Source organism: Candidatus Avelusimicrobium sp., from assembly GCF_056976295.1.
In genome coordinates this window covers 26445-50751 of the sequence record NZ_DBMCTG010000008.1, presented here as the reverse complement: position 1 = coordinate 50751, position 24307 = coordinate 26445, and the positions used below count along the sequence as shown (strand labels likewise).

At 48.9% G+C, this 24307-nt stretch carries 27 protein-coding genes; 18 read left to right on the top strand and 9 right to left on the bottom strand.

The genetic code is table 11. The features are described from left to right. The first annotated feature begins 1 nt into the window (after position 1). Genes ACZOTW_RS04815 through ACZOTW_RS04800 form a run of 4 tightly spaced genes read left to right on the top strand, consistent with a single transcriptional unit; the run spans position 2 to position 3596 of the window. Positions 2–1093 carry a type IV pilus twitching motility protein PilT gene (locus ACZOTW_RS04815; protein ID WP_428050136.1) on the top strand — a complete coding sequence of 364 codons (1092 nt, stop codon included), beginning with the start codon at positions 2–4 and terminating at the stop codon, positions 1091–1093. Position 1094: 1 nt separating this feature from the next. Beyond that, positions 1095–1775: a (d)CMP kinase gene (gene cmk, locus ACZOTW_RS04810; RefSeq protein WP_177747976.1), complete on the top strand. Its 681-nt coding sequence runs from the start codon at positions 1095–1097 to the stop codon at positions 1773–1775. Further along, entirely contained in the window at positions 1765–2358 is a 594-nt protein-coding gene (locus ACZOTW_RS04805; RefSeq protein ID WP_428037551.1) for a lysophospholipid acyltransferase family protein, read from the top strand. Before cmk ends, ACZOTW_RS04805 begins: the two co-directional genes overlap by 11 nt. A 47-nt stretch (positions 2359–2405) precedes the next feature. Further along, a complete protein-coding gene (locus ACZOTW_RS04800; RefSeq protein WP_177747970.1) occupies positions 2406–3596 on the top strand; it encodes a S1 RNA-binding domain-containing protein in 1191 nt (396 codons plus the stop codon). A gap of 222 nt (positions 3597–3818) precedes the next feature. On the opposite strand, the gene ACZOTW_RS04795 is transcribed toward ACZOTW_RS04800, so the two are convergent. Next, positions 3819–4568 (bottom strand): CBS domain-containing protein, encoded by a 750-nt coding sequence (locus ACZOTW_RS04795; protein WP_483997623.1) that lies wholly within the window; start codon positions 4566–4568, stop codon positions 3819–3821. Positions 4569–4638: 70 nt separating this feature from the next. Here ACZOTW_RS04795 and ACZOTW_RS04790 point away from each other — a divergent pair, with 70 nt between their 5' ends. From ACZOTW_RS04790 to ACZOTW_RS04775, 4 genes are all read left to right on the top strand, one after another. Further along, on the top strand, positions 4639–5823 hold the full coding sequence (locus ACZOTW_RS04790) for an AlbA family DNA-binding domain-containing protein (protein ID WP_483997622.1): 1185 nt from the start codon (positions 4639–4641) through the stop codon (positions 5821–5823). Then, on the top strand, positions 5820–6146 hold the full coding sequence (locus tag ACZOTW_RS04785; RefSeq protein ID WP_177747962.1) for a hypothetical protein: 327 nt from the start codon (positions 5820–5822) through the stop codon (positions 6144–6146). Before ACZOTW_RS04790 ends, ACZOTW_RS04785 begins: the two co-directional genes overlap by 4 nt. 4 nt (positions 6147–6150) lie before the next feature. Beyond that, complete coding sequence (locus tag ACZOTW_RS04780; protein ID WP_428063761.1) at positions 6151–6612, top strand: type IV pilin protein; 462 nt, start codon at positions 6151–6153, stop codon at positions 6610–6612. Positions 6613–7219: 607 nt separating this feature from the next. Continuing rightward, on the top strand, positions 7220–8473 hold the full coding sequence (locus tag ACZOTW_RS04775; protein WP_483997621.1) for a prepilin-type N-terminal cleavage/methylation domain-containing protein: 1254 nt from the start codon (positions 7220–7222) through the stop codon (positions 8471–8473). A gap of 121 nt (positions 8474–8594) precedes the next feature. Here the strand turns inward: ACZOTW_RS04775 and epsC are convergent, their stop codons facing one another. The 6 genes from epsC to kdsA form a co-directional block, all read right to left on the bottom strand. Continuing rightward, positions 8595–9419 (bottom strand): serine O-acetyltransferase EpsC, encoded by an 825-nt coding sequence (gene epsC / locus ACZOTW_RS04770; protein ID WP_428041268.1) that lies wholly within the window; start codon positions 9417–9419, stop codon positions 8595–8597. Between the two features lie 9 nt (positions 9420–9428). Beyond that, the gene (lptB, locus tag ACZOTW_RS04765) at positions 9429–10148 is read right to left on the bottom strand and encodes an LPS export ABC transporter ATP-binding protein (RefSeq protein ID WP_177745956.1); all 720 of its coding nucleotides are present in this window, start codon (positions 10146–10148) and stop codon (positions 9429–9431) included. Positions 10149–10159: 11 nt separating this feature from the next. Continuing rightward, on the bottom strand, positions 10160–11056 hold the full coding sequence (locus tag ACZOTW_RS04760; protein ID WP_483997620.1) for an LptA/OstA family protein: 897 nt from the start codon (positions 11054–11056) through the stop codon (positions 10160–10162). Beyond that, positions 11053–11601 (bottom strand): LPS export ABC transporter periplasmic protein LptC, encoded by a 549-nt coding sequence (gene lptC, locus ACZOTW_RS04755; RefSeq protein WP_428037597.1) that lies wholly within the window; start codon positions 11599–11601, stop codon positions 11053–11055. The genes ACZOTW_RS04760 and lptC overlap by 4 nt, the downstream gene beginning before the upstream one ends. Beyond that, positions 11598–12596: a KpsF/GutQ family sugar-phosphate isomerase gene (locus tag ACZOTW_RS04750; RefSeq protein WP_428037598.1), complete on the bottom strand. Its 999-nt coding sequence runs from the start codon at positions 12594–12596 to the stop codon at positions 11598–11600. The genes lptC and ACZOTW_RS04750 overlap by 4 nt, the downstream gene beginning before the upstream one ends. Positions 12597–12776: 180 nt before the next feature. Beyond that, on the bottom strand, positions 12777–13604 hold the full coding sequence (gene kdsA, locus ACZOTW_RS04745) for a 3-deoxy-8-phosphooctulonate synthase (protein WP_483997619.1): 828 nt from the start codon (positions 13602–13604) through the stop codon (positions 12777–12779). A gap of 117 nt (positions 13605–13721) precedes the next feature. On the opposite strand from kdsA, the gene ACZOTW_RS04740 reads away from it, so the two are divergent. Next, the gene (locus ACZOTW_RS04740) at positions 13722–14177 is read left to right on the top strand and encodes a prepilin-type N-terminal cleavage/methylation domain-containing protein (RefSeq protein WP_428046453.1); all 456 of its coding nucleotides are present in this window, start codon (positions 13722–13724) and stop codon (positions 14175–14177) included. Positions 14178–15083: 906 nt separating this feature from the next. On the opposite strand, the gene ACZOTW_RS04735 is transcribed toward ACZOTW_RS04740, so the two are convergent. Next, a complete protein-coding gene (locus ACZOTW_RS04735) occupies positions 15084–15722 on the bottom strand; it encodes a helix-turn-helix transcriptional regulator (RefSeq protein ID WP_483997618.1) in 639 nt (212 codons plus the stop codon). Positions 15723–16215: 493 nt separating this feature from the next. On the opposite strand from ACZOTW_RS04735, the gene ACZOTW_RS04730 reads away from it, so the two are divergent. The 4 genes from ACZOTW_RS04730 to ACZOTW_RS04715 all read left to right on the top strand — a co-directional run bounded on the left by ACZOTW_RS04730 (position 16216) and on the right by ACZOTW_RS04715 (position 19847). Further along, positions 16216–17604, top strand: coding sequence for a YfcC family protein (locus ACZOTW_RS04730; protein WP_428044583.1), 1389 nt, complete (start codon positions 16216–16218; stop codon positions 17602–17604). Positions 17605–17661: 57 nt separating this feature from the next. Continuing rightward, positions 17662–17982, top strand: coding sequence for a hypothetical protein (locus ACZOTW_RS04725; RefSeq protein WP_483997617.1), 321 nt, complete (start codon positions 17662–17664; stop codon positions 17980–17982). Between the two features lie 159 nt (positions 17983–18141). Further along, positions 18142–18543 carry a hypothetical protein gene (locus ACZOTW_RS04720; RefSeq protein ID WP_428055595.1) on the top strand — a complete coding sequence of 134 codons (402 nt, stop codon included), beginning with the start codon at positions 18142–18144 and terminating at the stop codon, positions 18541–18543. After that, a complete protein-coding gene (locus ACZOTW_RS04715; RefSeq protein WP_483997616.1) occupies positions 18540–19847 on the top strand; it encodes a terminase large subunit domain-containing protein in 1308 nt (435 codons plus the stop codon). The genes ACZOTW_RS04720 and ACZOTW_RS04715 overlap by 4 nt, the downstream gene beginning before the upstream one ends. A 188-nt stretch (positions 19848–20035) precedes the next feature. On the opposite strand, the gene ACZOTW_RS04710 is transcribed toward ACZOTW_RS04715, so the two are convergent. Then, the gene (locus ACZOTW_RS04710; RefSeq protein ID WP_428041276.1) at positions 20036–20215 is read right to left on the bottom strand and encodes a hypothetical protein; all 180 of its coding nucleotides are present in this window, start codon (positions 20213–20215) and stop codon (positions 20036–20038) included. A gap of 84 nt (positions 20216–20299) precedes the next feature. On the opposite strand from ACZOTW_RS04710, the gene ACZOTW_RS04705 reads away from it, so the two are divergent. The 5 genes from ACZOTW_RS04705 (at position 20300) to ACZOTW_RS04685 (ending at position 24212) form a co-directional block, all read left to right on the top strand. Beyond that, positions 20300–21802, top strand: a complete 1503-nt coding sequence (locus ACZOTW_RS04705) for a portal protein (protein WP_483997615.1) — start codon at positions 20300–20302, stop codon at positions 21800–21802. Positions 21803–21998: 196 nt separating this feature from the next. Beyond that, a complete protein-coding gene (locus ACZOTW_RS04700; RefSeq protein WP_428043052.1) occupies positions 21999–22301 on the top strand; it encodes a Bbp19 family protein in 303 nt (100 codons plus the stop codon). After that, on the top strand, positions 22298–22831 hold the full coding sequence (locus tag ACZOTW_RS04695) for a hypothetical protein (protein ID WP_428042206.1): 534 nt from the start codon (positions 22298–22300) through the stop codon (positions 22829–22831). Before ACZOTW_RS04700 ends, ACZOTW_RS04695 begins: the two co-directional genes overlap by 4 nt. A gap of 10 nt (positions 22832–22841) precedes the next feature. Further along, positions 22842–23819 carry a major capsid protein gene (locus tag ACZOTW_RS04690; RefSeq protein ID WP_428044590.1) on the top strand — a complete coding sequence of 326 codons (978 nt, stop codon included), beginning with the start codon at positions 22842–22844 and terminating at the stop codon, positions 23817–23819. A 9-nt stretch (positions 23820–23828) separates the two neighbouring features. Next, positions 23829–24212, top strand: a complete 384-nt coding sequence (locus ACZOTW_RS04685) for a Bbp16 family capsid cement protein (RefSeq protein ID WP_483997614.1) — start codon at positions 23829–23831, stop codon at positions 24210–24212. Positions 24213–24307: the final 95 nt, after the last annotated feature.

Sequence of the window (24307 nt, the reverse complement as noted above, 5' to 3'; positions counted from 1 at the left end):
TATGGCGGTAGGATTACAAAGTTTATTAAGAACAGTAGTGGACAACAAAGCCAGCGGTTTGCATATCCGCGGTAATTCCAACGCGTATGTGCGCTTGAACGGGCTGATGAAGCCTATTGATGACAGTTTTTTGCCCAACGACGAAGTCAAAAAAATGGCCTATGCCTGTATGGGCGAACGCGAACGCCGTATTTTTGAACAGTACAGTGCGGTGGACTTTTCGTTGGATGCCAAATCTTTTGGACGTTTCCGCTTTAACGTATTCCGCCAAATGGGCAAAATTTGTATGGCTATCCGTCATATTCCGCTCAAAATTCCTACCTTTGAAGAACTCCGTTTGCCGGGAGATATTTTGCGCAAAATGTCCAACACGCGTCGCGGGCTCATCTTGGTAACGGGTATGACGGGCTCCGGTAAAACATCTACTTTGGCCGCTATGATTGACCATATCAATAAAAACCGCGCCGGACATATTTTGACGATTGAAGACCCTATTGAATTTATGCACACGGACAACCGTTGTATTGTCAGCCAGTTGGAACTGGGGGTGGATACCCCGTCTTATACGGCGGCTTTGCGCGCGGCTATGCGCCAAGACCCCGACGTGATTTTAATCGGCGAATTGCGCGACCCCGAAGTAATGCGCGCTGCTGTCGGCGCGGCGGAAACGGGCCAGTTGGTGTTGGGTACTATGCACACGGTAAACGTAACACAGACGCTTTCGCGCTTGGTGGATGCGTTCCCGGTGGAACAGCACGACCAGGTAAGACTCCAACTGTCCGAACTTATCCGCGGAATAGTCTGCCAACGCTTATTGCCGACGGTTAAACCCGGTATGCGCCCGGCTTTGGAAGTATTAGTTTCTACCCCACAGGTCCGCAAACTGATTTTGGAAAATAAACCCAGCGACTTGCAAAAAGCAATGCAACAGGGTGAATTTTACGGGATGAACACTTTTGACCAAGCATTAGCCCACTTGTACAAAGAGGGGGCTATTGACCTGGAAACGGCTCAGTCCGCCGCCACCAGCCCTGATGCTATTATGTTGGCTATCCGCGGTGTAAGCGGCAGTTTGGATGCGGTGAACGAATAGTATGCGCACAAACGGATATTTAATTGCTATTGACGGTACCGCCGGAACGGGTAAATCCTCGGTGGGGTGTGCGGTGGCCGCACATTTGGGATACGGCTTTTTAAGCACGGGGGAAATGTACCGTGCTCTGGCCTATAAGGTGTTTGCTAAAAAAATTAATCCCGAGGACCACGATGCGGTGTTGGAAGCCGCCCGCCAGTTGCGTTTTACATTTATGCGCCAGCCGGATGCCAAACTTAAAATGTTTGTGGACGGCGAATATTTGGGCGACAAACTCCATTTAGAAGAAGTCGGCGCGGTTGCCAGCCGCGTTTCCACCAACGGCGAAGCCCGCCGCGTGCTGACCGACAAAATGCGAGACGTAGGCGAGGACGGCGGTATCGTAATGGAAGGGCGGGACGTGGGAACGGTGGTGTTCCCGGATGCGGAAATTAAATTTTATTTAGATGCGTCCGCCGAGGAGCGCGCCAAGCGCCGGGTCAATCAGTTAAAGGAAGCCGGCCAAAAGGCTGATTACAACCAAATTCTAAAAATGATTCAGGAACGCGATTACCGGGACAGCCACCGCGCCGTCAGCCCCTTAAAACCTGCGGAAGATGCTGTGGTAATTGACACTTCTTCCCTTACAATGCAGCAGGTAATAGATGCGGTTTTGGAGAAAATCAAACACTATGCTTCTTAATTTGATAAAATTAATAGCAAGGATTTATTTTAAAACCTTTTACGATTTTAAAGTAGAAGGACTTGAAAATATACCCAAAACGGGTGCCCTGATTATTGCAGGGAACCATTTGTCCAATGCGGATCCGCCGGCTATCGGCAGTTTTGCCGGGTTGGTGCGCGATTCCCGTTTTGTTGCCAAAAAGGAACTGTTTTCCGTTCCCGGGTTGGGGTGGTTCTTCCGCCGGAGCGGATATATTCCTGTGGACCGGGCGCGCTCCATAGATGCGTTTGGTTCGTTGCAATCGGTGGTGCACGCTTTGGAAAAAGGCGAAAGTGTGGTGATGTTCCCCGAGGGAACCCGCAGTAAAACGGGCAAGCCGCAAAAGCCGAAAAGCGGTATCGGGTACTTGGTCTATACGACAGGTGCGCCGGTGCTCCCGGTAAAAGTAGAAGGGACCTTTGGCTGGCCGTGGGTGCGCAAAATCCGTGTGAAATTCGGGACGGTAATGCACTTGAAAAAAGACCCGGCCCTGGACCATAAAGCGCAGTATAAACAATTTGCAAATCAAATAATGGAAGAAATAAATTCAATTAATATCTAACGGAGGTTACGCAGTTCTCCCGCAGGGAAGAACTGTAATAAGGACTTATGACGATGAACGAAGAAATTAAAAATACCGAAGACACAATTAACGAACAAGAAATGACGATGGCCGAGTTAATTGCGCAGCAAGAGTCTTTATCGGAGAAGTTGTACAAAAAAGAAATCGTAGAAGTACCCGTAGTACAGATTAACCAAGATTATATTTTGGTGGATACCGGCGCTAAAAAAGAAGGCGCGATTGCCGTTGCTGAATTTGAAGGCAAAACCCTTCCCGCCGTGGGCGATACCATTTCCGCCGTGCTCGTAAAACGCGGCAGTGATGAACGTCCGTCCATCTTGTCCCATAAAAAAGCCTTGGAATACTTGGGTTGGGACATCTGCAAAAAAGCCTACGAAGCCAAAGAACGCGTAAAAGGTACGATTGTACAGTGCGTAAAGGGCGGTTACATTGTGGAAGTGTTCGGCGTGAACGGTTTTATGCCGCTTTCCTTGTCTGAACTCCACACGGCTTATAAACACTATTTGCCCGTAGGTGCCAAAATCAAAGCCCAAATTGTAGAATTTGCCAAGGAAAAACAGAAACTTATCATTTCCCGCAAGCAAGTGTTGGAGGAGGACGAAGCCGTCCGCCGCGAACAAGTGTTGGGCGAAATTAAAGAAGGCGACGTGTTGCGCGTAGTGGTTTCCAAAGTAGATAAGGACAAATTGTTCTTACGCTTCCACGGCATTGAAGGCGTGGTGAACTTGGAAAATATCGCCTGGAAAGAACCCGAAACGGCTATTTCCAATTTCCGCCGCGGACAGCGCCTCAAAGCCAAACTCTTAAAATTGGATAAAGAAACCCCGAGATTGGAGTTCGGTTTGAAACAACTCTTCTTGAATCCGGCCGATGCGTTGAAACGCCGCTATCCGTATAAGAGTTCCGTTAAAGCCGTTATTACCAAAGTAGATGCCGAAAACGGTGTAGAATGCACCATTGGCAAAAATAACACCAAAGGGTTTATCAGCCCCTTTGAAATGGGACGCGACTTTACCGCCAAGGAAGGCGACACCATTACGGCGCTCGTAGTCGGTGTGGATCCGGAAACCTTTACGGTGAACCTCTCCGTCAAGAAATACGACCAAGTGCAAAACCGCAAAGTGGTCGCCCAGTATTTGAAACAGGCCCCGCGCCCGACCCTCGGTCAGTTGTTGCAGGACTCTTTCAAAACCGGTTCTGACGAAGAAAACAAATAAGTTAGATATTATTGAATCCAAACCCGGAGCATACAACCTATGCCCCGGGTTTTTTGTTGGATAACATAAGGTCGAGGCCCCAGGGAACTTCTGTCTGGGGTTTGTTGTTATAAATAGAAAAGTAGATTTCTTCCAAAATGGCTCTGATTTTAAGAAAAACAAATTCCTGCCCCCTGCGGACAGCCAAATTCCGCAGAGATGACAGAAAATAAAGACTGTTATTTATTTGGTAAGGCGGGCCCAGAGGGAACCCTTTTCATTTGCGGCCGGCAGGCTTTCTTTGGGCAAAACACCCAACAAAATGCCTTTATCGTCCACCACGGGCAGGGAGTCCGTTTCGGCGTGTAAAAACAATTCGCGGGCCTGTTTTGCGCTATCTTGCGGGTGCAAAAAAATAGCCGGGCTCATCACGCTGCCACAAACAGATTGGGTGGTATAAAAAGCCAACTCGGCGGTGCGGATAAATCCTTTTAATTCGCCGTCTTTCCCGGTAACGTAGCAAACCGCAGGCAATTTTTTGCGCGGCAAACTTTTCAGCCGTTCAATCAACGCGGAGAGTTTGCTTTCCGTCCGCACAGCCACAAAATCCGTACGCATCAGCCGGCCTGCACTGTCGGGAGAAAAGGAATTGGCTTCCGTTAGCAGTTTTACAAAGGCGGGTTCCAACGCAGCGGACAGTCGCTCGCGGTACGGGGTGGAAAATTCCTTCCACAATTTAGCCGCCTGCTCCACATTTAACCGCGCCAAAATGTACGAGGCTTGTTTTAACGGCAACCGCCGCAAAACAGCCGCCGCCTTCGGCGGGTCCATCGGGTTTAGGCAACTTACCACCACCTGCGCTTTAAGCGGGCCGATTAACAGCAAGACTTCGTGCGTCGCCAAAGAAGCCAACGCGCGGGCGGCCTCTTGCGGAGCCGCCAAAATAAATTTTTCAGTTATTACGCCCGCCAAGGCGTGCATAGGAGCGTTCATTTTAAATTATCCTCTGTTAATTTATTATAATAAATTAACGCCCGATAAGGCCAAACTGTGAGGTGAAACTATGTTTTTTAATAAACCTTTTCACGCCGTAACCTTTCAAGATGTAGTGCAATTCTGCCGCCGGGGACTGCCCGAAGGCAAACAGTTAGATTACAAATATATTATGCCCAAGAACCGCGAAAAATTCGCCAAAACAATTGCGTCGTTCGCCAATGCCTTGGGCGGCCTTATCATTTTGGGGGTGCAAGACGACCGCAACGACCGCCCCAAACCGCCCTTTACCGGGATTGCGTACCACGAAAAAATGCGTAACTCCATTGAGGACGTTATCCAAGTATATATTGACCCGATTGTATTCGTGGATATTAACATTTGCGTAAGCCCGCACGGGGACAGGATGTTCGTCCTCATCAATATTCCGCAAAGCAACTTAACCCCGCACCTGGTCGGCCCGTCCAAACGGGCGTATATCCGCACCGGGCAGAGCAGCCGGCCGGAAATAATTGTTCACCCGGCTAAACTGCCGTGGCTGTTGGACCACCGCCAAAAATCCGAGCGGTTGCGGCATATCCTTTATGATAAAGCCGAAAGCCATTTTGATAATTACTTAAAAACAATGAACGTTTCCGCCAACGGCGAAACGGTCTGCACTTTATCTCTTTTGCCGCTGTACCCGGACGAACCTTTGACCGATTACAAAAAATTGCCCGAAATGATAGCAGCATCTTCTTCCCGCGCCCCCTACGGCACAATGGCAGACCTGGACTATCCGCTCCGCCCGGTACAAGACGGCGTGGCGGTAATTTCCAACACGCGCGGCGTATATAAGATGACAGAATTCAACGATTACGGCCTGATAATGAATAAACAAATTGCCTCCCGGGAGGAAATATTTAACGGCCACACCGCCAAAACCGTGCGCATAGAAGTATTGGCGCAAAATGTAACGCTCTTTCTGCTCACCGCGCGCAAATTTTTAACCCGGCTTGCCTTTGGCGGACCGTTGTATTTCCGCTTTAAAATGAACAACACGCGCGCTTTGCGCGCCCTTTTCGGCAAGCGGCAGGCCACCGTACTGGAAGATTATTTGCGCCTGGATAGGGAAATTACACTTTCCGATTTAGACGCCCGTCTGCCGGAGTTGCTGGCTAATGTACTGCAAGAAGCGGCTTGGTCGCTTGGTTTGCGTACCGAATCAAACGAAATTAAGGACTTGATTAAGCACACCTTGGGAGAAGCCAAATGAGTGAAATTTTTTACTCTACCGACCCTAATTTTTGCCCGCATTGTAAACATATTCCGTGCATCTGCAATCAACTGGGCGCGCCCAAAAAGCAAACCGAGCCGGTACGTGTGCGCTTTGTAAAAAACACCAAGGGCAGTGGAACAACAGTAGTGGAACGTCTGCCGCTCCACCCGCAGGGAAAGGAAGAGTTACTTAAAAAAATGAAAAAAGCCTTGGGGTGTGGCGGCACGATAAAAGAAGGACATTTGGAAATACAAGGCGATAAAAAACTGCGCGCGGCGCAAATTTTGGAAAAAGAAGGCTACAAAGTCCGCATTTTATAAAATTATGATGAAGGGTTTTACACTAATTGAACTGTTGGTCGCCGTACTTATTATCGGCATTTTGTCCGCGGTGGCGATTCCGTATTATTACAACGCGGTGGAAAATGCGCGCATTACGGAAGTGGTGCTTTTATGGGGACGGCAAAAAAACTTTGCAAACGGACGTTTTATGAGTGCGGAACAGGCGGCCCGGCTAACGGAACAAATTAAAAAGGCAAATTTAAAATATTTCACGGGTGAGGCCGTCTGCCGCCCGGAAAATAACGAAGATATCCCCTGTTGGGAAGCCGTTTTCACGCAAACCGCACCAAGTCCGCACGCCCGCTACCAACTGACGACTGCCAACAATTTTATGGATTTGGCCTGTATTGGCCTAAACCGTGCAGGAGAGAATTTTTGCGAGGGGCAATCCCGCCAATCCGCCCCACGCGAAATAGACGGCAAAAAAGCCTATATTATTAGATAAGCCTGCGCCCACAAGGGGCCGGATTTATCGTTATTAAATTAGAGGTCATCCTGCATTGCCGCCCATACCGCTAGGCATTACCCCGTAGTGTTGCTGGACAGGAAGTGTTGTTATTAAACAAGCAGGTCATCCTGAACTTGTTTCAGGATCTACCGATTGTGTTGTTTGGCTTTTGCATTGTTGTTGTCGTCATCCTGGAAAGTCGTAGTCCAGGATCTGTCGTTTCGTAAGGGAACAACAACAGCAAAAACAGATTTCCGACTACTACTTTCGGGAATGACACCTTTGTAATGGCACCAGCCTATTCCCTCTACCAAAAAAACGGGTCAAGCCAATTCCAAAACTGCGCAATATTTTCAAAAAGTTTATCAATTAGTCGTAAATTCGTATCCAAGTTGTCAGGCTTGTGCAGAGGCTTGACTCCGTTTTTTTTTTTTTGGTAAATTTTGGTGAGCAGAGAGTCTGTAAGGGGGGACGTGCGTGGTGGTTAAAAGCCGCTAAAAAGGGTGTTTTTGCTCGTTCTTTCTGTCCCTCCTCTAACAAGACAGAAAGCCACGGGGCGTACGCAATACTATCCGTACGCCCCCTATTTTAAAAGGAGGGAAAAATGAAGAATAACCGAAAGAAGAAAGCGTTTACGCTTACGGAACTTTTGGTAGTGGTCATCGTGATAGGCGTATTGTCCGCGGTGGTATTGCCGAAGTTCAGCAAAGTAATTGAAACGCGCAAAACGACGGAAGCCGAAGAAATGATGGCAGCCGTGAGAACGGAACAGGAAAGACGCTGTGCCCTGGATAAAAACTATACCACAGACGCGGCCACGGTCAATTTGGCCTCGTTAAATACCAAGAACTTTAAGTACACATTAAAGAACACGGGCATAGAAGCGGCCAGCACGGGTAAATACGGCTATACTTTAAAAATGCCGTCTTACCGGGACGGACGTTTGTGCTGTGATAGCGCGGAACAATGTGCCAAGTTAAATAAAAATTATCCTTTGTGCAGTGAACTGACCGCCAAGGCGGACTACACGAGCGGCGCGGAGTGCGCGGCGGGTGAAGTACCCGATAATACACCGAAAACTTGTGAAGGTTCTTCTACGCAAGCCTGCGGGTGCAAAAACGGCGGCAAACGAACGAGAACCTGCGATACGACTACGGGTACTTGGAGCGCGTGGAGCGCCTGCTCTATTGCCGACTCTTGCGAATGTAAGGGAATGCAACCTGCTTCCTTCCAATTTTGCAATACTTGCGGTACGAAAACACGCACGGTAACGTGCGACAGCACCACAGGCGAGTGGGTTCGCGGCGAATGGGGCGCGTGCGACAAGACAGCAGCAGAATGCAACTCAGGCGAGTGTACAAATGGAGACACGAAGACGGAAGCCTGTGGTAATTGCGGAACGCAAGAGATCACTTGTATTAACGGAAGATGGGTCGCTGGCATTTGCCAAAACCAGGGGGAATGTAAGGCTGGGATAATGTCATTTGTTGGCGGTGCGGAGTGTACTAGCGGTGGCGATTTTTCCCAAATGACAATGGGTAATAACAAGTTGGATACAACGCTAGATAGCAATTTAAATGCGCATCCCTCTGCCAATCCTAACGTTGGTAATACAAATACTGGCCCCTTTAAGACCTATTCGGGCCGTGTGTGTAATGATAAATGCCAATGGGAAGATATGCCCTGTAACCGCGTTTCCGGCGGCGGTGGCGGCGGTGGCGGTGGCGGCGGTCCTCTTTTAGGAGATGATTGTGAGCCTAAAACCACTAGATATATGTCTGCTGATTTAACAGTAACTGTTTATGTAACAGAAAATCCTTGTACGGGTGAGCGGTGGGCAACCAGTAGCTCTTTTTGAAAAAGTAGTTTTTTATTGAAAAGAAACCCCTTCGCTTTGGTGAAGGGGTTTCTTGCCGTTATACACAGCATAAGGCGCAATTAATCGTCAACTGGGGCATAAAGAGGCACAGCCCGCAGGGCTATATTTGGGAGTGTGGGGGAACGTCGTGGGTAATCCACTTGTTGGCGCCTAAAACGCTGCCTTTGCCAATGGTTACGTTGCCAAGAACGGTGGTTTCGGCATAGATGATGACGTCATCCTCTATATTGGGGTGGCGTTTAATGCCTTTTACGGGGTTGCCGTGTTCGTCCAAGGGGAAACTCTTTGCGCCTAAGGTAACGCCCTGATAGAGTTTTACATTGGCACCAATTACGCAAGTCTCTCCAATCACCACACCTGTACCGTGGTCAATAAAAAAGCCAGGCCCGATTTCCGCGCCGGGGTGAATATCAATGCCGGTTAAACTATGGGCATATTCGGTAACGATACGCGGAATCAAACGCACCCCGTTTTTATGTAAAAAGTGGGCCATACGTTGTAAAGTGATGGCGGTAACACCGGGATAGCACAAAAGGGGTTCAACCGGGTTTACGGCGGCAGGGTCGCCCTCGTAGGCGGCGGTAATATCCGTAATCAGCAAGCGTTGGATAGCGGGCAAGGCAAAGATAAAATCGTGCGTGAGCCGGGCCGCCCGGGAACGGCACAAATTGCAGTCGGCTTTTTCTTTACACAAAAAGCAAAGCGCATTTAAAATCTGTATTTCCAACCTTGCGGCTAATTGTTCCAATGTGGCGGGGCAGGCTTTTTGCTCGGTACACTCCAAGGGATATTGGTACAAAAAATCTTTAAACGCGCAAAAAAGTTCTACCGTTTCTTTGGCGGAGGGGATAAACTGGGCCTTTTCGTAAAATTTTTTGTCAAAAGTGCTTTTTAGTTCATCAGTTACGCTGGAAAACGGATTCATAGCGGCCCCTTACATTTTAAAGTCTTCCCCAAGATACAGGCGGCGGGCGTTAGCGTCGTTAAGCAAGGTGTTTTGGTCGCCCTCTACCAAAATTTTACCGTCGTAAATCAAATAAGCGCGCTCCGTAAGCGGCAGGGTTTCGCGTACGTTGTGGTCGGTAATCAGCACCCCGATACCTTTATCTTTTAATTTAAAAATCATATGGCGCAAGTCGGATACGGTAATCGGGTCAATACCCACAAAAGGTTCGTCTAACAGGATAATTTTCGGGTTGCTAATCATACAGCGCGCAATTTCCATACGGCGTTTTTCTCCGCCGGAGAGGGTCCACGCTTTTTGCTTGGCTAATTTGGTAAGGCCAAATTCGTTTAACAGGGCTTCCACGCGGCGTTTTTGCTCTTGTTTGTCATCCAAAATGCGCTCCAATACGGCAAGCAAGTTTTCCTCTACCGTAAGGCCTTTAAAAATGGTGGGTTCCTGCGCAAGATATCCCAGGCCGTGGCGGGCGCGTTCGTACATAGGCAGTTTGGTTACGTCGTCCCCGTCAATAAAAACGCGGCCCTTGGTCGGGCTGATAAAACCGACCATCATATAAAAAGAGGTGGTTTTCCCGGCGCCGTTGGGGCCTAACAGGCCGACGATTTCGCCGGACTTAACGTGTATATCCACTCCTTTTACGACCATACGGTCCTTGTAAACTTTAACAATTTGTTCGCTGCGCAGTTCCATAATTAAAACCCCTAAAATTTGGTGTTGGCGGAGGCTTCGTTCAGCCGGGGGGAAACCGCCCAGCCCTGCACCTTGCCGTCTAATATTATTTTTTTGCCCTCGTTATCCGTTTGCACCTTATCCGCTATTATAGCAAATGTACCTTCTTCGCTCGTGCCGTGCAGCAGCGGGCGGGAACCATAGGCATAAGATGCGTTGTTGTTCCCGTCATAAATAATGGTGTCGGCCTCCAAGGTTCGCAGGGAGTCCGAAGCGGATGCGCCGCCTTCCAAAAGCAAATGGTTTTTGGCTTGGCGGTAGGTGGCTTTGTCTGCGGTGAGTGTCTGCGGGCCTTGCGGTGTGTCGCGCACCACGCGGACGTTCCCTTCTAAAATAAAAATCTGTTCGTTTAAATCAAATTCTGCTTTTTTTGCATAAGCGGTGGCGGTTCCGTTTTTTTTGTCGGTGTAAATCAGGCGGATTTGTTTGCCTTTGTTGGCGGTTAAAATGCCCTTTTGCGTTTTGTAGTTGTAGCGGGCATAGTCGGCATAGGCTTGATATTCGGGCGCGTTCGTTTCGGCTTGGCGCAGATAGACGTTCCCTTTGGCGGTAAAGCGGTGTAAGGCGCGTTCGGACAAGGCATAATCGGCGCGGAAACGGTACGTTCCGTTATCGTAAGAAACGTTGCCCTTAAATTCCTCTTGCTGTTTGTCTTTGTAAATTATCCAACTGTCGCTTTGTACTAGTCCGCCCAAAACTGCGGGCATTTTGCTGACGGCGGCTTTTTGTTTTAAATTGCGTTTGGCTTGTGAGAGTTGCTTTTTGGCGGGCGGAATTTTAATCTCCGGCCCTTGGGCGCGTACCGTCCGGCAGCCGCTTACCGCCACAGTTGCCAGCAAAGGGAGCAAAAGAAGCCATTTTGTGTTCATTTGTGTAAGGTTTCCTTGTTTAGTTTTAATTCGTTCGTGCGCGCAGGCAAACGGGTGGTTTGTTTTTTCAGTTCTATTTTGGACAGTTTGGAATCCGTTTCCACACCGCCCTTGGCTGTTACTTTGGCCCCGCCGCGGGTGATGACCGTTTTGGTGTCGGACCAAATGCGGTTTTTGTCCACATCATAGGAAAATTGTTCCGCCGTAATGGTGGCCTTTTCAGTTAAAGATTTTATAATGGCGTGCCCTTCAATAGAGACCAGTTTGCTCGGGTAGTCAAAGGAGCCGGTTTCTCCGGTTACTTGCACGCTGTCCCGTCCGTTTTCTTTAAGTAGAAGTACGGGTTTTTTTAAAGTGGCACTTTTTAAATCGGAAAAATCTACCGCATCTGCGCGCAGAATCCATTGTTTTTGGTTGTCCTTGGACTCAAAAATAGAAACCTGTGTAGCCAGTTGCATACCGGCTTCCTCGGCGGGTGAAAAGGTTTCGCTCCCGCCGCAGGCGGCTAACAAAGGTACGATAGAAAACAAAAAGAATTTTCTCATTTTTTATCCAAAAATGCCAAGTATTCAATTAAATCTTTTTCGTCAATAATGCCCACCACCTTGCCGGATTTATCCAGCACCGGCAGATTGTCCACGTGGGTAGAGTGAATCATTTTGGCGGCATCAATGGCGGGAAGCGTATCCAAAATATGGTGCGGGTTACGGGTCATTACTTCGGTAATGTTTTTATTGAGCAGGTCCGAGCCGTTTTGCAGTAAGCGGCGTAAATCTCCGTCGGTAAAGTACCCCAGCAGATGACCCTTGCCGTCCACAATGCTGGTGGCCCCGGCGGCCCCGGTTTGGGTCATTACAAACAGCGCGTCTTTAACGGAGGCCGTTTCGCGCACGGTGGGGTTATTTTTCCCTTTGCGCATTAAATCTTTTACTTGCTGGGTAAGCAGTTTGCCCAAGGAACCCCCCGGGTGAAAGACGGCAAAATCACGTTTTTCAAAATGTTTAATTTTCATTAAGCACAAGGCCAGCGCATCACCCACAGCCAAGGTGGCGGTGGTGGAAGCGGTGGGGGCCAGGTTGTAGGGGCAGGCTTCGCGTTCAATATGGATAGTGAGGTGAATATCGGACATTAATGCCAGTTTAGAATGCGCGTTGCCCGTCATACCGATAATGGTTAATTTGCGCCGTTCCAAAGAGGGGAGAATTTTGTTGATTTCCTCGGTTTGTCCGGAAAAAGAAATTGCCAAAATTACGTCGCCGGGCATAATCATCCCCAAGTCTCCGTGCAGGGCTTCCACCGGGTGCACAAAGAAAGACGGCGTACCCGTAGAGGCCAAGGTGGCGGAAATTTTGCGGCCGATAATGCCGCTTTTGCCGATACCCAGCACTACTACGCGGCCCTTGGTTTTGGCAATTACGTCCACGGCTTTTAAAAATTGGTCGTCAATGCTTTTTTTGCTTAGTTCCAGGGCTTCCAATTCTATTTCCAGCACGCGGCGTGCCATACGTTTTACGGCGGTTTCAGAAAATTCTTGTGTCATAGTTTCACCTGTTTATCCACGGGGTCGCTTCGGGTGCGGGCCGTTGGGTTTTAAACGGCTCGGGCAAGCGGGCCGTTACAAAGGAAAAAATAAAATACAGCCCCGTACAAACCGTCAAAAGCAGGCCGAGCAATAAGGCCTGTTTTTTAAAAGAAGGGATCCAGACGGGGCGACTGTTAATCATTTGAATTTTTTAACCAGTTCGTCAATGGCGCATAACTGGCGCGTCATTTGGGCGGCCATTTTTAAATCTAATGAGTTCGGGCCGTCGGACAAAGCGTGGTCCGGGTCCGGGTGCGCTTCAAAAAATACACCCGCAATTCCAAGTGCGGTTGCCGCTTTGGCCAGTACGGGGGCTAATTGGCGGTTGCCGCCCGTGGCAGAGCCTAATGCTCCGGGCTTTTGCACCGAGTGGGTCGCGTCAAAAATAACAGGATAGCCAAACTGTTTCATAACTTCCAACGAACGCATATCCACGACTAAATCTCCGTAGCCGAAACTGGCTCCGCGTTCGGTAAGTAAAATTTTGTGGTTGCCGCGGGATTCAATTTTTTTGATAACCTGTTCCATTGCCGCCGGGGCCAAGAATTGGCCTTTCTTTACATTGACGGCTTTGCCCGTATCGGCGCAGGCCAATACCAAATCGGTTTGGCGGCACAGGAACGCCGGAATTTGCAAAATATCGGCTACTTGGGCCACTTCTTCGGCCTGCCACGGTTCGTGGACATCTACCACGAGCGGAAGGCCGGTAATTTTTTTGGCTTTGGCTAAAATTTCAAGTCCCTTGGCAAGCCCCGGCCCGCGATACGCATCTACCGAGGTGCGGTTTGCCTTGTCAAAGGAGGCTTTTAAAATAAAGGGGTGTTTTGTCTTGGCGATAATGGCTTTGAGTTTTTTGGCGGTATCTATATAGTGCGTTTCGCTTTCAATCACGCACGTCCCGGCCATAAATGCCAAGGGTAAAGTGTTGGAAATCTTGTAATTACCTATTTTGATGATTTTCTGCATACCCATATCATAGCAAATTTTGCCCGCGTTCTATATAGAAATACGCCGAAAAAAACTTGTATTTTTGCGCCGGGTATTTTATACTATATCCGTAGATATCCCTTTTAGGAGGATTTTATGAACAGAGGTTTTACGTTAATTGAACTCTTGGTAGTGGTGCTGATTATCGGTATATTATCGGCTATTGCGTTGCCGCAATATGAAGTGGCGGTGGAAAAGAGCCGCGCTTCCGAAGCGTTTGTAAACGGACGGGCGATTGTGGATGCGATGAACCGCGCCTTGAACGAACGCCCCAATGATTTGCCCAAAACGCGCTATGACCTGGATATTAAACTTTCGGGTGGGTCTTGGAATGCGGCAGGAAACCAATATACCACTAGTTTGTTTGCATACGATTTGTCCAATGGCGACCGTGTGGAAGCCACACGCAATTTGGGCGGGTCCGAAAAGTATGTATTAACGTTCTTCAATAACTACAACGATGTTGCCACCTTGCGCACTTGCACGCCGACCGGTTCCACCGCCGCGGACTTGTGCAAATCGTTTGCGGGTTCCGGCTTTACAGTTAAATAACGTAGTAGTCTGGTTAATTTTTTATTTTCCCCGGGAGAGTGTTTTATAAGGCTCTCCCGGTTTTTTGCGTGTGGTTTTATCATATAAGAGGTACAACTTTCGGGAATGACGACGAAGACAAGAACTGAACAAGACACTTCTCTCTAAAAATGACTGCAAAAAGCAAAAGCAAACGTCATCCCCGAGTGTTTTGGCGGCCCGCCAGGACCCGGCGCGGAGCGTTCGGGAATCTAATCCTTGTTTTATAACAACAGATCCTGGACTACAACTTTCCAGGATGACGGCAACGACGAACAACAGATTCCCGAGCCCTGCGGGCGGCCACTCTTTCGGGAATGACGACAAAGACAAGGAATAAACACGAGACTTTCCAACAAGGGTTTTTAAAAATGAAACAACAAGCAAAAGCAATCGTCATCCCCGAATATTTTGGCTATTCATAGGGCGCGGGGCTTTGCCGTTGTAATAATAGCCGAGGCCCCCGGTTTATTCAACACAGGGGCCTCAATCAGCCGATTTCTCCATAATTACTCTCTTATCCCACGATAATCCAACAGTTCAAAGTTTTGCGGTGCCGCACCGAACCTGCCGAAGGTTGCCCCGCCCCATACCTTTGGCTGACTCCAACAACCCTCGGGTTGTCGGTCCAAAGTTTGTGCAGCGGTCTTTGCACACCAAACGTACCTGTTCCGTGCCGTACAATCCTCAAAGAACTTTTTTTCTGCTTCCGCAGTCCTTTGCCTTGCCACGCTCTTCGCGCCCGCAAGCCAAACAACCGGGAACAGTTATCATCCGTTCGCACCGCCTGACATCATCCGGAAAGGCTGATGCGCCGGGGTAGTTTTCTGCCGGCCCTTACTAGGGATATGAATAGTATAACGGAGTTTCGGCCAAAATCAAGGGGCGTTATACTATATAACTAATTTTTAACACCGCCAAACCGTGCACCTGGGCTTGGTCCGTCGGAAATGTCTGTCCGTTGCCCTGCAAAAGTGTTGCGCCTTGCACTTGGACTAATAGAAAGGAGCCTTTGGCGGAAATAAGCATTTTTTTTCCGTCTAAAAATTCGTGAGCGGGTTTAATAAGCCACAGGGCGTTGTCTAATTCCAGTAGGTATTTACCGCCTTGTGCCCGTTGGCGCGGGAGCGTCCACCACTCGGTAACCTCACACCCGGTTAAAGCAGGGTAGTGCAAAGGCACGGCAGACAAAAGCGGTACGGAAACACTGTTGCTTTGCGTGGTGGGATTGTCAGCAGTGTAAGTGTTTTCCGGGGTTTGCGCGTCGCGTAAAGCAGGCAAAGGGGAAAGTGGATTTATTTCGGGATAGGTGGTGGCGGGGGTAAAAAGCCGCATAATATAAAACTCATCTAGCCCGAAAAGTTGCGCCATTTGGGCCACATATCCCTTGGAGGGGCGTCTTTTCCCGGTAGCCCACAGGGCGACTGTTGCGGTAGATACTTGCAGGAGCCGTGCTAACTTGGCTTGGGCTCCGCGCAATACACCGCCGTTCCATTTTTCCAGTTGTTTTTCAAACTTGTTTATCATTGGCTCCTCTCTAAAAATGCCTTGACCCAATTAGGCCAAAAAAACGCTTGACAAATACTAACAATACTTACTATACTAACATTTATAAACAAGTCCTAACTTGTTTATCTTACGGGCGTACAATCTTGTTTCTATCCTAACAGAAGCAACATACCAAGGGTTTAATCCTCTAAACCCGTGCCGCGCCTGTGGCATAATTGCTTGTGCGCTCTTGCTTGCGTGTTTCCCGCCAGGGAACGCAAGTCTATTGTAGCAAATAAAAAGATGTTTGGGTTAGTAAAGTTAAGATTCCAACGTAGCCGCCCTATGTGAAAAAGGCTTCCGGCCGATTGGCTTAACTTTGCTAACCGCGGTTTCTAAATATGTGTCTATATTTTGTTTTCTACTTCGTGGGGGCGGTTGGCGTTATCTGCTTTTTGCGCGAACTGGCGGATTTTTTACGCCATTAGCGATTTTTAGGCGGAGCATTAGGGAAATTATCTATAATGTAAAAATGAAATCTGGTTTTTCCCTTAACATTTACGGCCTAATTTTTGCCATTATGCTGGTTATGGCCGCGCTGACGTACCTCCTGCCCGCCGGGCAGTATAACACCGTCCAAAAAGACGGACGTTCCTATACCGTGGCCGGGTCCTATCATAAAGTGGAGTCCAACCCTCAGGGCCTTGCCGCCGTGCTGACGGCTCCCGCCAAGGCCTTTGGCGATTGCGCCGATATCATCGTGTTTATTTTTATTACCGGGGCGATTTTTACCATTTTGGAACGCACCGGCACGGTAAACGCCGTGATTTTGGGTACAAGTTATTTATTCTCGCGCAGAGACGGGCTAAAAAAATTCTTTATTCCCGCCAGTATGATACTGTTTTCCTTGGGCGGAGCGGTGTTTGGTATGGAGGAGGAAACCCTTATCTTCATCCCGCTGTTTATCCCGCTTGCGCTCTCCTTGGGGTATGATACGGCGGTGGGGGTAAGTATCCCCTTTTTAGGCGCGTGGGTGGGGTTCGGTTCGGCGTTTATGAATCCGTTTACAGTCGGCATTTCCCAGGGGATTGCGCAGTTGCCCCTTTATTCCGGTTTGGGCTACCGTGCGGTGGTGTGGGCAATTTGTACGGCGGTTGTTATCGGTTTTGTTACTTGGTACGGGGAAAAAGTCCGCAAAAACCCCACTAAAAGTATCACTTACGAGGCCGATAAGGAAAAACGCAAAAACCTGCATTTAAACGTGCTGGAAAAGCCGACTTTTAAATCCTCGCATATTTGGATTTCGGTAGTTTTTGCCTTGGGTATGGCCACTCTTGTTTATGGAGTGGCGGTGTATCATTGGTATATTATTGAAATTTCCGGCCTGTTTTTAGGTGTGGGCTTGGTGTCGGCTGTGATTGGCCGCTTGTCCTTAAACCAAACGACGGATGCCATTATTGACGGTGCGCGCAGTATGGTCAGCGTGTCTATTATGCTTGCATTGGCGCGTGCAATTGTGGTGATTGCTTCCGACGGGCGCATTTTGGATACCGTATTGCACGCCATTGTGCAGATTATTGGGCAACAGCACCCCTTGGTTGCCGTGGAAGGGATGTTTTGGGCGCATACGTTTATCAACTTTTTTGTGGCGTCCGGCTCCGGCCAAGCCGTGCTGACAATGCCTGTGATGATTCCGTTGTCCGATTTATTGGGTATCAGCCCGCAACTGTCCATTTTGGCTTACCAGTTTGGCGAAGGCTGGACGAACGCAATTATCCCTACCGCCCCTGTTACAATGGCGGCTATCGGTATGGCGGGGATTCCCTGGCTTAAATGGGCCCGGTGGAATTTGGGCCTGCAAATTGTCTTGGCTGTGCTCTCTATGCTGCTCTTAATCCCGCCTTATTTACTGCATTGGTAGCCTGTTTCGGTTTGTTTAAAGGCCCCCTTTCGCAGGGGCCTTTTTTACGTCCTTTTTATGAATTTATCCGCTAAAATTGATTTGGAAAACTGTATTTTTGCACGGGCCTCGCGCTTGTCCTCCCCGGTGGACGGGGTGCGCGGGGGCTTGGCTTCGCCGGAGGGGGACATCTGTTTACAAAAACTAATAATCGTGTATAACCGCTTTTTTGCCGCAGAAAACGGCGCAGATTTACCGGATGAAAATTCCTTTTTAACGTGGCAGGAATTTGTAAAAGAACGGCATTTTTTGCCCTTTTTGCACCCCCAAGGAGTGCCTTTTTATGCGTGCGATTTTAAGGCAAATCTCTTTTACTGGGAAAATAAATTTGACAAATAAAAAATACTTTGCTATAATATAAATATAATTACAAAGCGCAAAAAGCGGTTTGTAATTTTTTTATCTCCGGGCGCTCGGCCCACCCTTTCCTTTTACTTTCCGAATATGCCAAACGGGACTTTTTATTAGCCCCGTAATTCTTATTTGGAGTTTTTCAATATGTCTGCTAAAAAACCGCTCTCCTATCAGCCGGAGTATTGCGAGCGATTACTCGCTTTTTTTAATGTGGCTCCGTTTACCGTTACCGAGGTGCAAAAGCGCGACGGCAGTATCAGCCTGGTGGAAACCGCCGCCGAATTGCCCACCTTTGCCGCCTTTGCCAAAATGTTGGGTACTACCTGTGCTGTCCTATCCTCTTGGGAAAAAAAGCACCCCGCCTTCCGTCTGGCCGTCCAAAAAGCGCGCGACTTGCAAGGCAATATCCTTATCCAAAACAGCCTGCGCGGCAATTATTCTTCGTCCTTTGCCGTATTTACCGCCAAAAATTTATTAGGGTGGAAAGACGGAAAAGAGGATATCCCGCATACGGATATTGTTGTGCGTTGGGAGGAAAACAAATGAATAAATCCGCTGTGGTTATTCCCTATTCCCCGCGCCCGGTACAGGCGCAAATTCACCCGCAGTTGGAAAGCCACCGCTTTTGCGTCTTGGTTACGCACCGCCAACTGGGTAAAACAGTTTGCGCCGTCAACCATTTGCTTAAAAAAGCATTGCAAAATCCGCTTCCGCACGCACGGTATTTTTATATTGCCCCCTTTTTAAAGCAGGCCAAAATGATTGCCTGGGATTACGTTAAACGCTATACTGCACCGCTTCCGGACGTTACTGTAAACGAAAGTGAACTGGCTGTCTGTTTGCCCAACGGCGCGCGGATTTGGGTGTGCGGGGCCGATAACCCCGATGCCTTGCGCGGTACTTATGCCGACGGTGTAGTGCTGGACGAATACGCGCAAATTAAACCGGATGTATTTACTGAAATTATCCGCCCGATGCTTTTGTCGCGTGAGGGGTGGGCCGTTTTTATGGGCACTCCTAAGGGGCAGAACGCCTTTTTTGAATTGTTTAACCGGGCGCAAAAATCTGCTTTGGCGGAACCTGCTGTGTGGTGGACGGGGGTTTTCCGTGCGGACGAATCGGGTGTCATTTCTCCCGCGGAACTTGCACGCTTGAAAGATGAAACGCCGGATACTATTTTCCGCCAGGAATATTTGTGTGATTTTACCGCAAGTGCTGAAAATGTGTTAATTCCCATAGATTCGGTTTTGTCTGCCTGTTCCCGCTCGTACAGCCCGGCGGAGGTGTGCTTTGCCCCTAAAATTATGGGCATTGACCCGGCACGCTTCGGTGATGACAGAAGCGTTATTTTCTGCCGCCAGGGCTTGCAGGCCTTTGCGCCCTTGGTATTCCGGCGGCTTGACAATATGACGTTGGCCGACAGGGCCGCGCGCCAAATAAATATCTTCCGCCCAGACGGTGTATTTGTGGATGCCGGGTGCGGCGGGGGCGTTATTGACCGCTTGCGACAACTGGGCTTTTGCGTAACAGAGGTGCCTTTCGGCGGGGCTTCTTTGTACCCTGCTCAATATGCCAACAAGCGGGCGGAAATGTGGGGCGAAATGCGGGACTGGTTAAAAGCCGGCGGGGCCTTGCCGCCGTTGCCGGAATTAAAGGCCGATTTGTGCCAGGTATGTTATGATTATGACGCGGCGGGGCGGATGCGTTTGGAACCCAAGGAAAAATTAAAAGAACGCTGCGGACAAAGCCCGGATTTGGCTGATGCGCTAGCCCTTACTTTTGCCGCGCCCGTCCGCCCGCGACATATTGGCACAAAGGAATTTGCCGGCTGTGAGTACGACGTAATATAAGATTAAAAAAATATTTCTTGACAAAATGTTATTTTTATGATATAATAAAAAATAGAAGTTACGCAGTATTCCTCTTATTTCCACAATAATTTTTGTAAAGCATTAAAAAGCGTTTTTTGCGCGTTTTGCAGGTTTTTTGACATAAAAAAACCCGCTCGTTAAAGCGGGCAAAAAAAACGGCAGATTTTTTATACCGGGTTTCCTACCAGGCCCAAGGCCAACAATCCCAGTAAAATAACCGTCAAAAAAATAGAAATCCAAGTAGCGGATTTTTTGCTTTTCTTTGGAAAAATCTTGCGCGTGATAATGTAAAAACCCGGAAACGCAAGTAAAACCACAAATACAAAAATTGTAATTAATCCCATCATAGTCGCACCTCTTTTGTTATTCTAATAAATTTTTACCGTTTGCGCACGCCCGTGCGCTCCCAAAAACGGGTTATATTCCCACCTATGAAAAATAATATCCAACCGAAAACCGATTATTTACGCCTTTACGGCGAACTGAAAAACGAGCGTGTTTCCTGGCTGTCCGCCTGGAAAGACCTCTGCGCTTATTTAGCGCCTACGCGGGGCTTTTTTGACGGGCAAACACCCAACAGAGGCCGCCGTTTGGACCACAAAACCTTGCTGGACAGCGACCCTTGTCTGGCGGTGGAAATTCTTTCCGCCGGTATGATGAGCGGGCTGACCAGTCCTGCAAGAAGTTGGTTTGATTTAGGGCTAACTCCGCGTGAACTGGAAAAATGCCCCGGTGTGCGCGAGTGGCTGGGCGAAATAAAAAGATGCTTGGAGGAAGCCTTTTCCGCCAGTAACGTATATAGCACGCTTCATACCTTTTACCAAGAAATTGCTGTTTTTGGCACAGCGGCTTTTTTGTTGGAGGAGGACCCGCAAAAAGGAATTAGATGCCGCCCCTTTACCATAGGAGAGTACAGCCTGGGTACCGACGCTTTGGGGCGCGTAAACCGCTTTGGAAGGGAGTTTTTCTTAACGGCCCCGCAAATGCAAGAATCCTTTGGCCTAAAAAATCTGCCGCCCGCTATCCGTCAGGAAGCCGCCCAAAACCGTCCGGCCCGCTATCATAAAATTCTTCATCTTATTTTCCCCAATCTGGAATTTTCCAAAGAGTGTTTGGATAACCGCCATATGGCCTATTCGTCCGTATATTTGACAGAAACCGGCCATTTGCTGCGCCAAAGCGGCTACCGGGAGTTCCCGGTAATTGCTGCCCGTTGGGAGGTAAAACAATCGGCAGATGCGTACGGACGCGGGCCGGGGTGGAAGTGCTTGGGTGATGTGAAGATGCTTCAAAAAATGCAAAAGGCTAAATTAGTGGCATTGGATAAAAATACAAATCCGCCGGTAATGGTGTCTGCTAATGTGCAGGGAGAAGTAAATTTACTGCCCGGCGGTATTACCCGTTACAACGGCACGACGGATGCGGCAGTAAAGCCCGCCTATCAGGTGCAGGCTGATTTGTCCTCCTTGGAAAATGCCATTTCGTCGGTGAGAAGTACGATTCGTTCGCAATTTTTTGCAGATGTATTTTTAATGCTTTCTGCCCAAAATTATTCCAATATGACCGCCGCCGAGGTAGCCGAACGCCACCAGGAAAAAATGTTAATTTTAGGCCCTGTTTTGGAACGCTTAAAAAATGAACTGCTGGACCCTCTTATTGATAGGGCATTTGCCCTGCTTGACCGCCAAGGTTTTTTGCCGCCCGCACCCGAAAGCGTGCAGGGGCTAAAAATGAAAGTAGAGTATGTATCGCTAATTGCGCGTGCGCAAAAGGCCGCAGGGCTTGCCGCCTTGGTACAGGGAATTAATTACGCAGCCACTTTGTCGGCGGCCTGCCCGCAAGTGGCGGAGCGGGTAGATTATAACCGTGCGCTGGAAGAAGGCCTGTCCTCTTTGGGCGTAGCCCCTGCCTTATTAAAAGATTCGGAAAAGTAAAAGCAAAACCGTTTTCGGGCGTGCCTTTATAAGCGAGCGGCCCGCAAACGGAGTAAATACGGCTTCCGGAACCCCGTATTTGCCTATTAAAAAACACATAAGCGTTGGGGCAGGCGTCTAAAATTACCGCACGCTGTCCCAACCGCGGGGAAAAACCGCACCGGCTCCGCGTTTTCCCCCGTTTATCCTGATTCCTATGAACGAAAAACAATTAAAAAAACGCAACGCCTGTGATTTGCAGGCCGTCCTAAAAACCGTACAGGGCCGCCGCGTGCTGTGGCGAATTTTGCAGGCTGCCGCCCTATACCAGCACGGATTTGTGCCGGGGGATGCCTGTGCCACCGCCTTCCATTGCGGGCAAAAAAGTTTGGGACTTTTTCTGCTGGCGGAAATAGAAGAAGCCTATCCGTCCGCCTATGCACAAATGCGGGGGGAATATTTGTCCGAAGTGAAAGCCGGACAAGAACAAATAAACTGCCAAAGTGAGGAAATAATATGAGTGAAGAAAAAAATGATTTAAACGCCCCGGCCGCTCCGGCCTCCGAGCCGGAAAATCGGGCGGACGCACCCCAAGACCCGCCGCTCTACGAAGGTCTAAAATTACCTGATGGCATATTGTTTGACGAAACGTCATTAGATGCCTTTAAAACATTGTCGCAGGAAATAGGGCTTTCATTGGAACAGGTGCAAAAATTGGTGGACTTTGAGGGCCATTTTTTGCGCCAAGGTGTGAGTGAGGAAGAAAACCAAAAACAGCAAATCTGGGAAAGTTGGGCCAAGCAGACCAAAGAAATGTACGGCCCTGATTTTGAAGAGGCCGTATCGCTGGCCGTTCGCGCGGCGGATGCGTTTGGCGGGCCTGAACTGCGCCAGTTGCTGGAAACTACGGGGCTTGGAAACCATCCCGTTATTGTCCGTACCTTTAACGAGATAGGCAAGCGTATCAGCGAAGATTCTTTCCCGGGCGGTAAATCTTCCGCCTTGCAGGATAAAACTTTCGCCGAGGCGTTGTACGGAAAAAATAATTAAGGAGAAAAATATGGCAATTATTGCTGATAAGCAGTACAGTTTGATTGATTATGCAAAACAGTTTGACCCCTCCGGCCAGGAATTAGCCATTGCCGAGGTGTTAAGCAAATCTAACGATATTATCGGTGATGCGTTGGTAGTGGAAAGTTCATTAGACAGCGGACACGAATATGCGGTTAGAACCGGTATCCCGGAAGGTACTTGGCGCCGCGCTTACCAAGGCATTGAACCCGCCAAGGCCACTACCAAAGTAGTGGTGGAATCGTACGGCACTTTGTCTGCCTATTCCGTGGTGGATAAACTGGTGGCTGAGAAAGGGGGAAATGTAGAAGGTGTACGCACCGGGCAGTCCCGCGCGATTATTGCCGGGATGTCCAACACGATGGCCGCTAATTTGATTTACGGAAATGCCGGAAAGAACCCGGAACGCTTTACGGGTTTAGCCGCGCGCTATTGCGAACTTTCCGGGGCGGAAAGTTCCCGCAATGTGATTAATGCCGGCGGTCAAAAGGAAGGTAAAAACTCCTCCATTTATTTAGTGGTATGGGATACGGATAAGATTTTTACTTTCTTCCCCAAGGGCTCCAAAGCAGGCATCCAGCGCTTGGACCACGGTCTTGTCAACCATATTGACGCAAACGGCAACGAATACCCTGCTTACAAGGAATATTTTGAGTGGAAGTTGGGCCTTGCGGTGCAGGACTGGCGCTTTGCGGGCCGTATTTGTAATATTGATGTGGAAAATGTGCCTGCGGACCTGATTGACCAAATGTGCGAATTGGAAGAGCGCATTCAGAGCCTTTCTATGGGCAAGCCCGTTTGGTATATGAACCGTACGGTAAAAGCGGCCTTGCGTAAATTAACCAGCAACCGCACCAATGTTCAATATACGCCGGACCAGGTAACGGCACGCCCGCTGATGACGTTTAACGAAATTCCGGTACATATCTGCGACGCTATCACAGATACCGAAACCTTGGTGAAATAGGAGGCATATATGTTATTAGACCAAAGTGTTATTTTTTCGGATAGACAAGTGCTGACGGCTACGGCAGCGTCCTCTTATACCTTGGATTTAGCGGCCGCCGGCAATGCAGTACAAGGGGCTTTGTATGTAGTGGCCCGCTTGGACGAAAGTTTAAAAGGGGCCACCAAACTGACGGTTGCCCTGCAAACAGCGGATACGGCTGACTTTTCCAATGCCAAAGAATTGGTAAGCGTGGCCTTTGGCGCGGAGCATTTGGCGGACGCGGGCGAATTGTTTAGCGTGCCGTTTCCGTTGGGGGCCAAGCGTTATGTGCGTGCCTATTATACTGTGGCGGGTACTCCGTCTGCGGGAAAAGTGTCCTGCTTTGTTACGGATGCGGTAGATATGAAATAGGGGAGTATTTAACCCGGGCTGTACTTTTATCGGCCCGGGTTTGCTGGGAAATTCGGATTTTTTATAGAAATTTTTTAAATGTTCTTTTGTGAAAC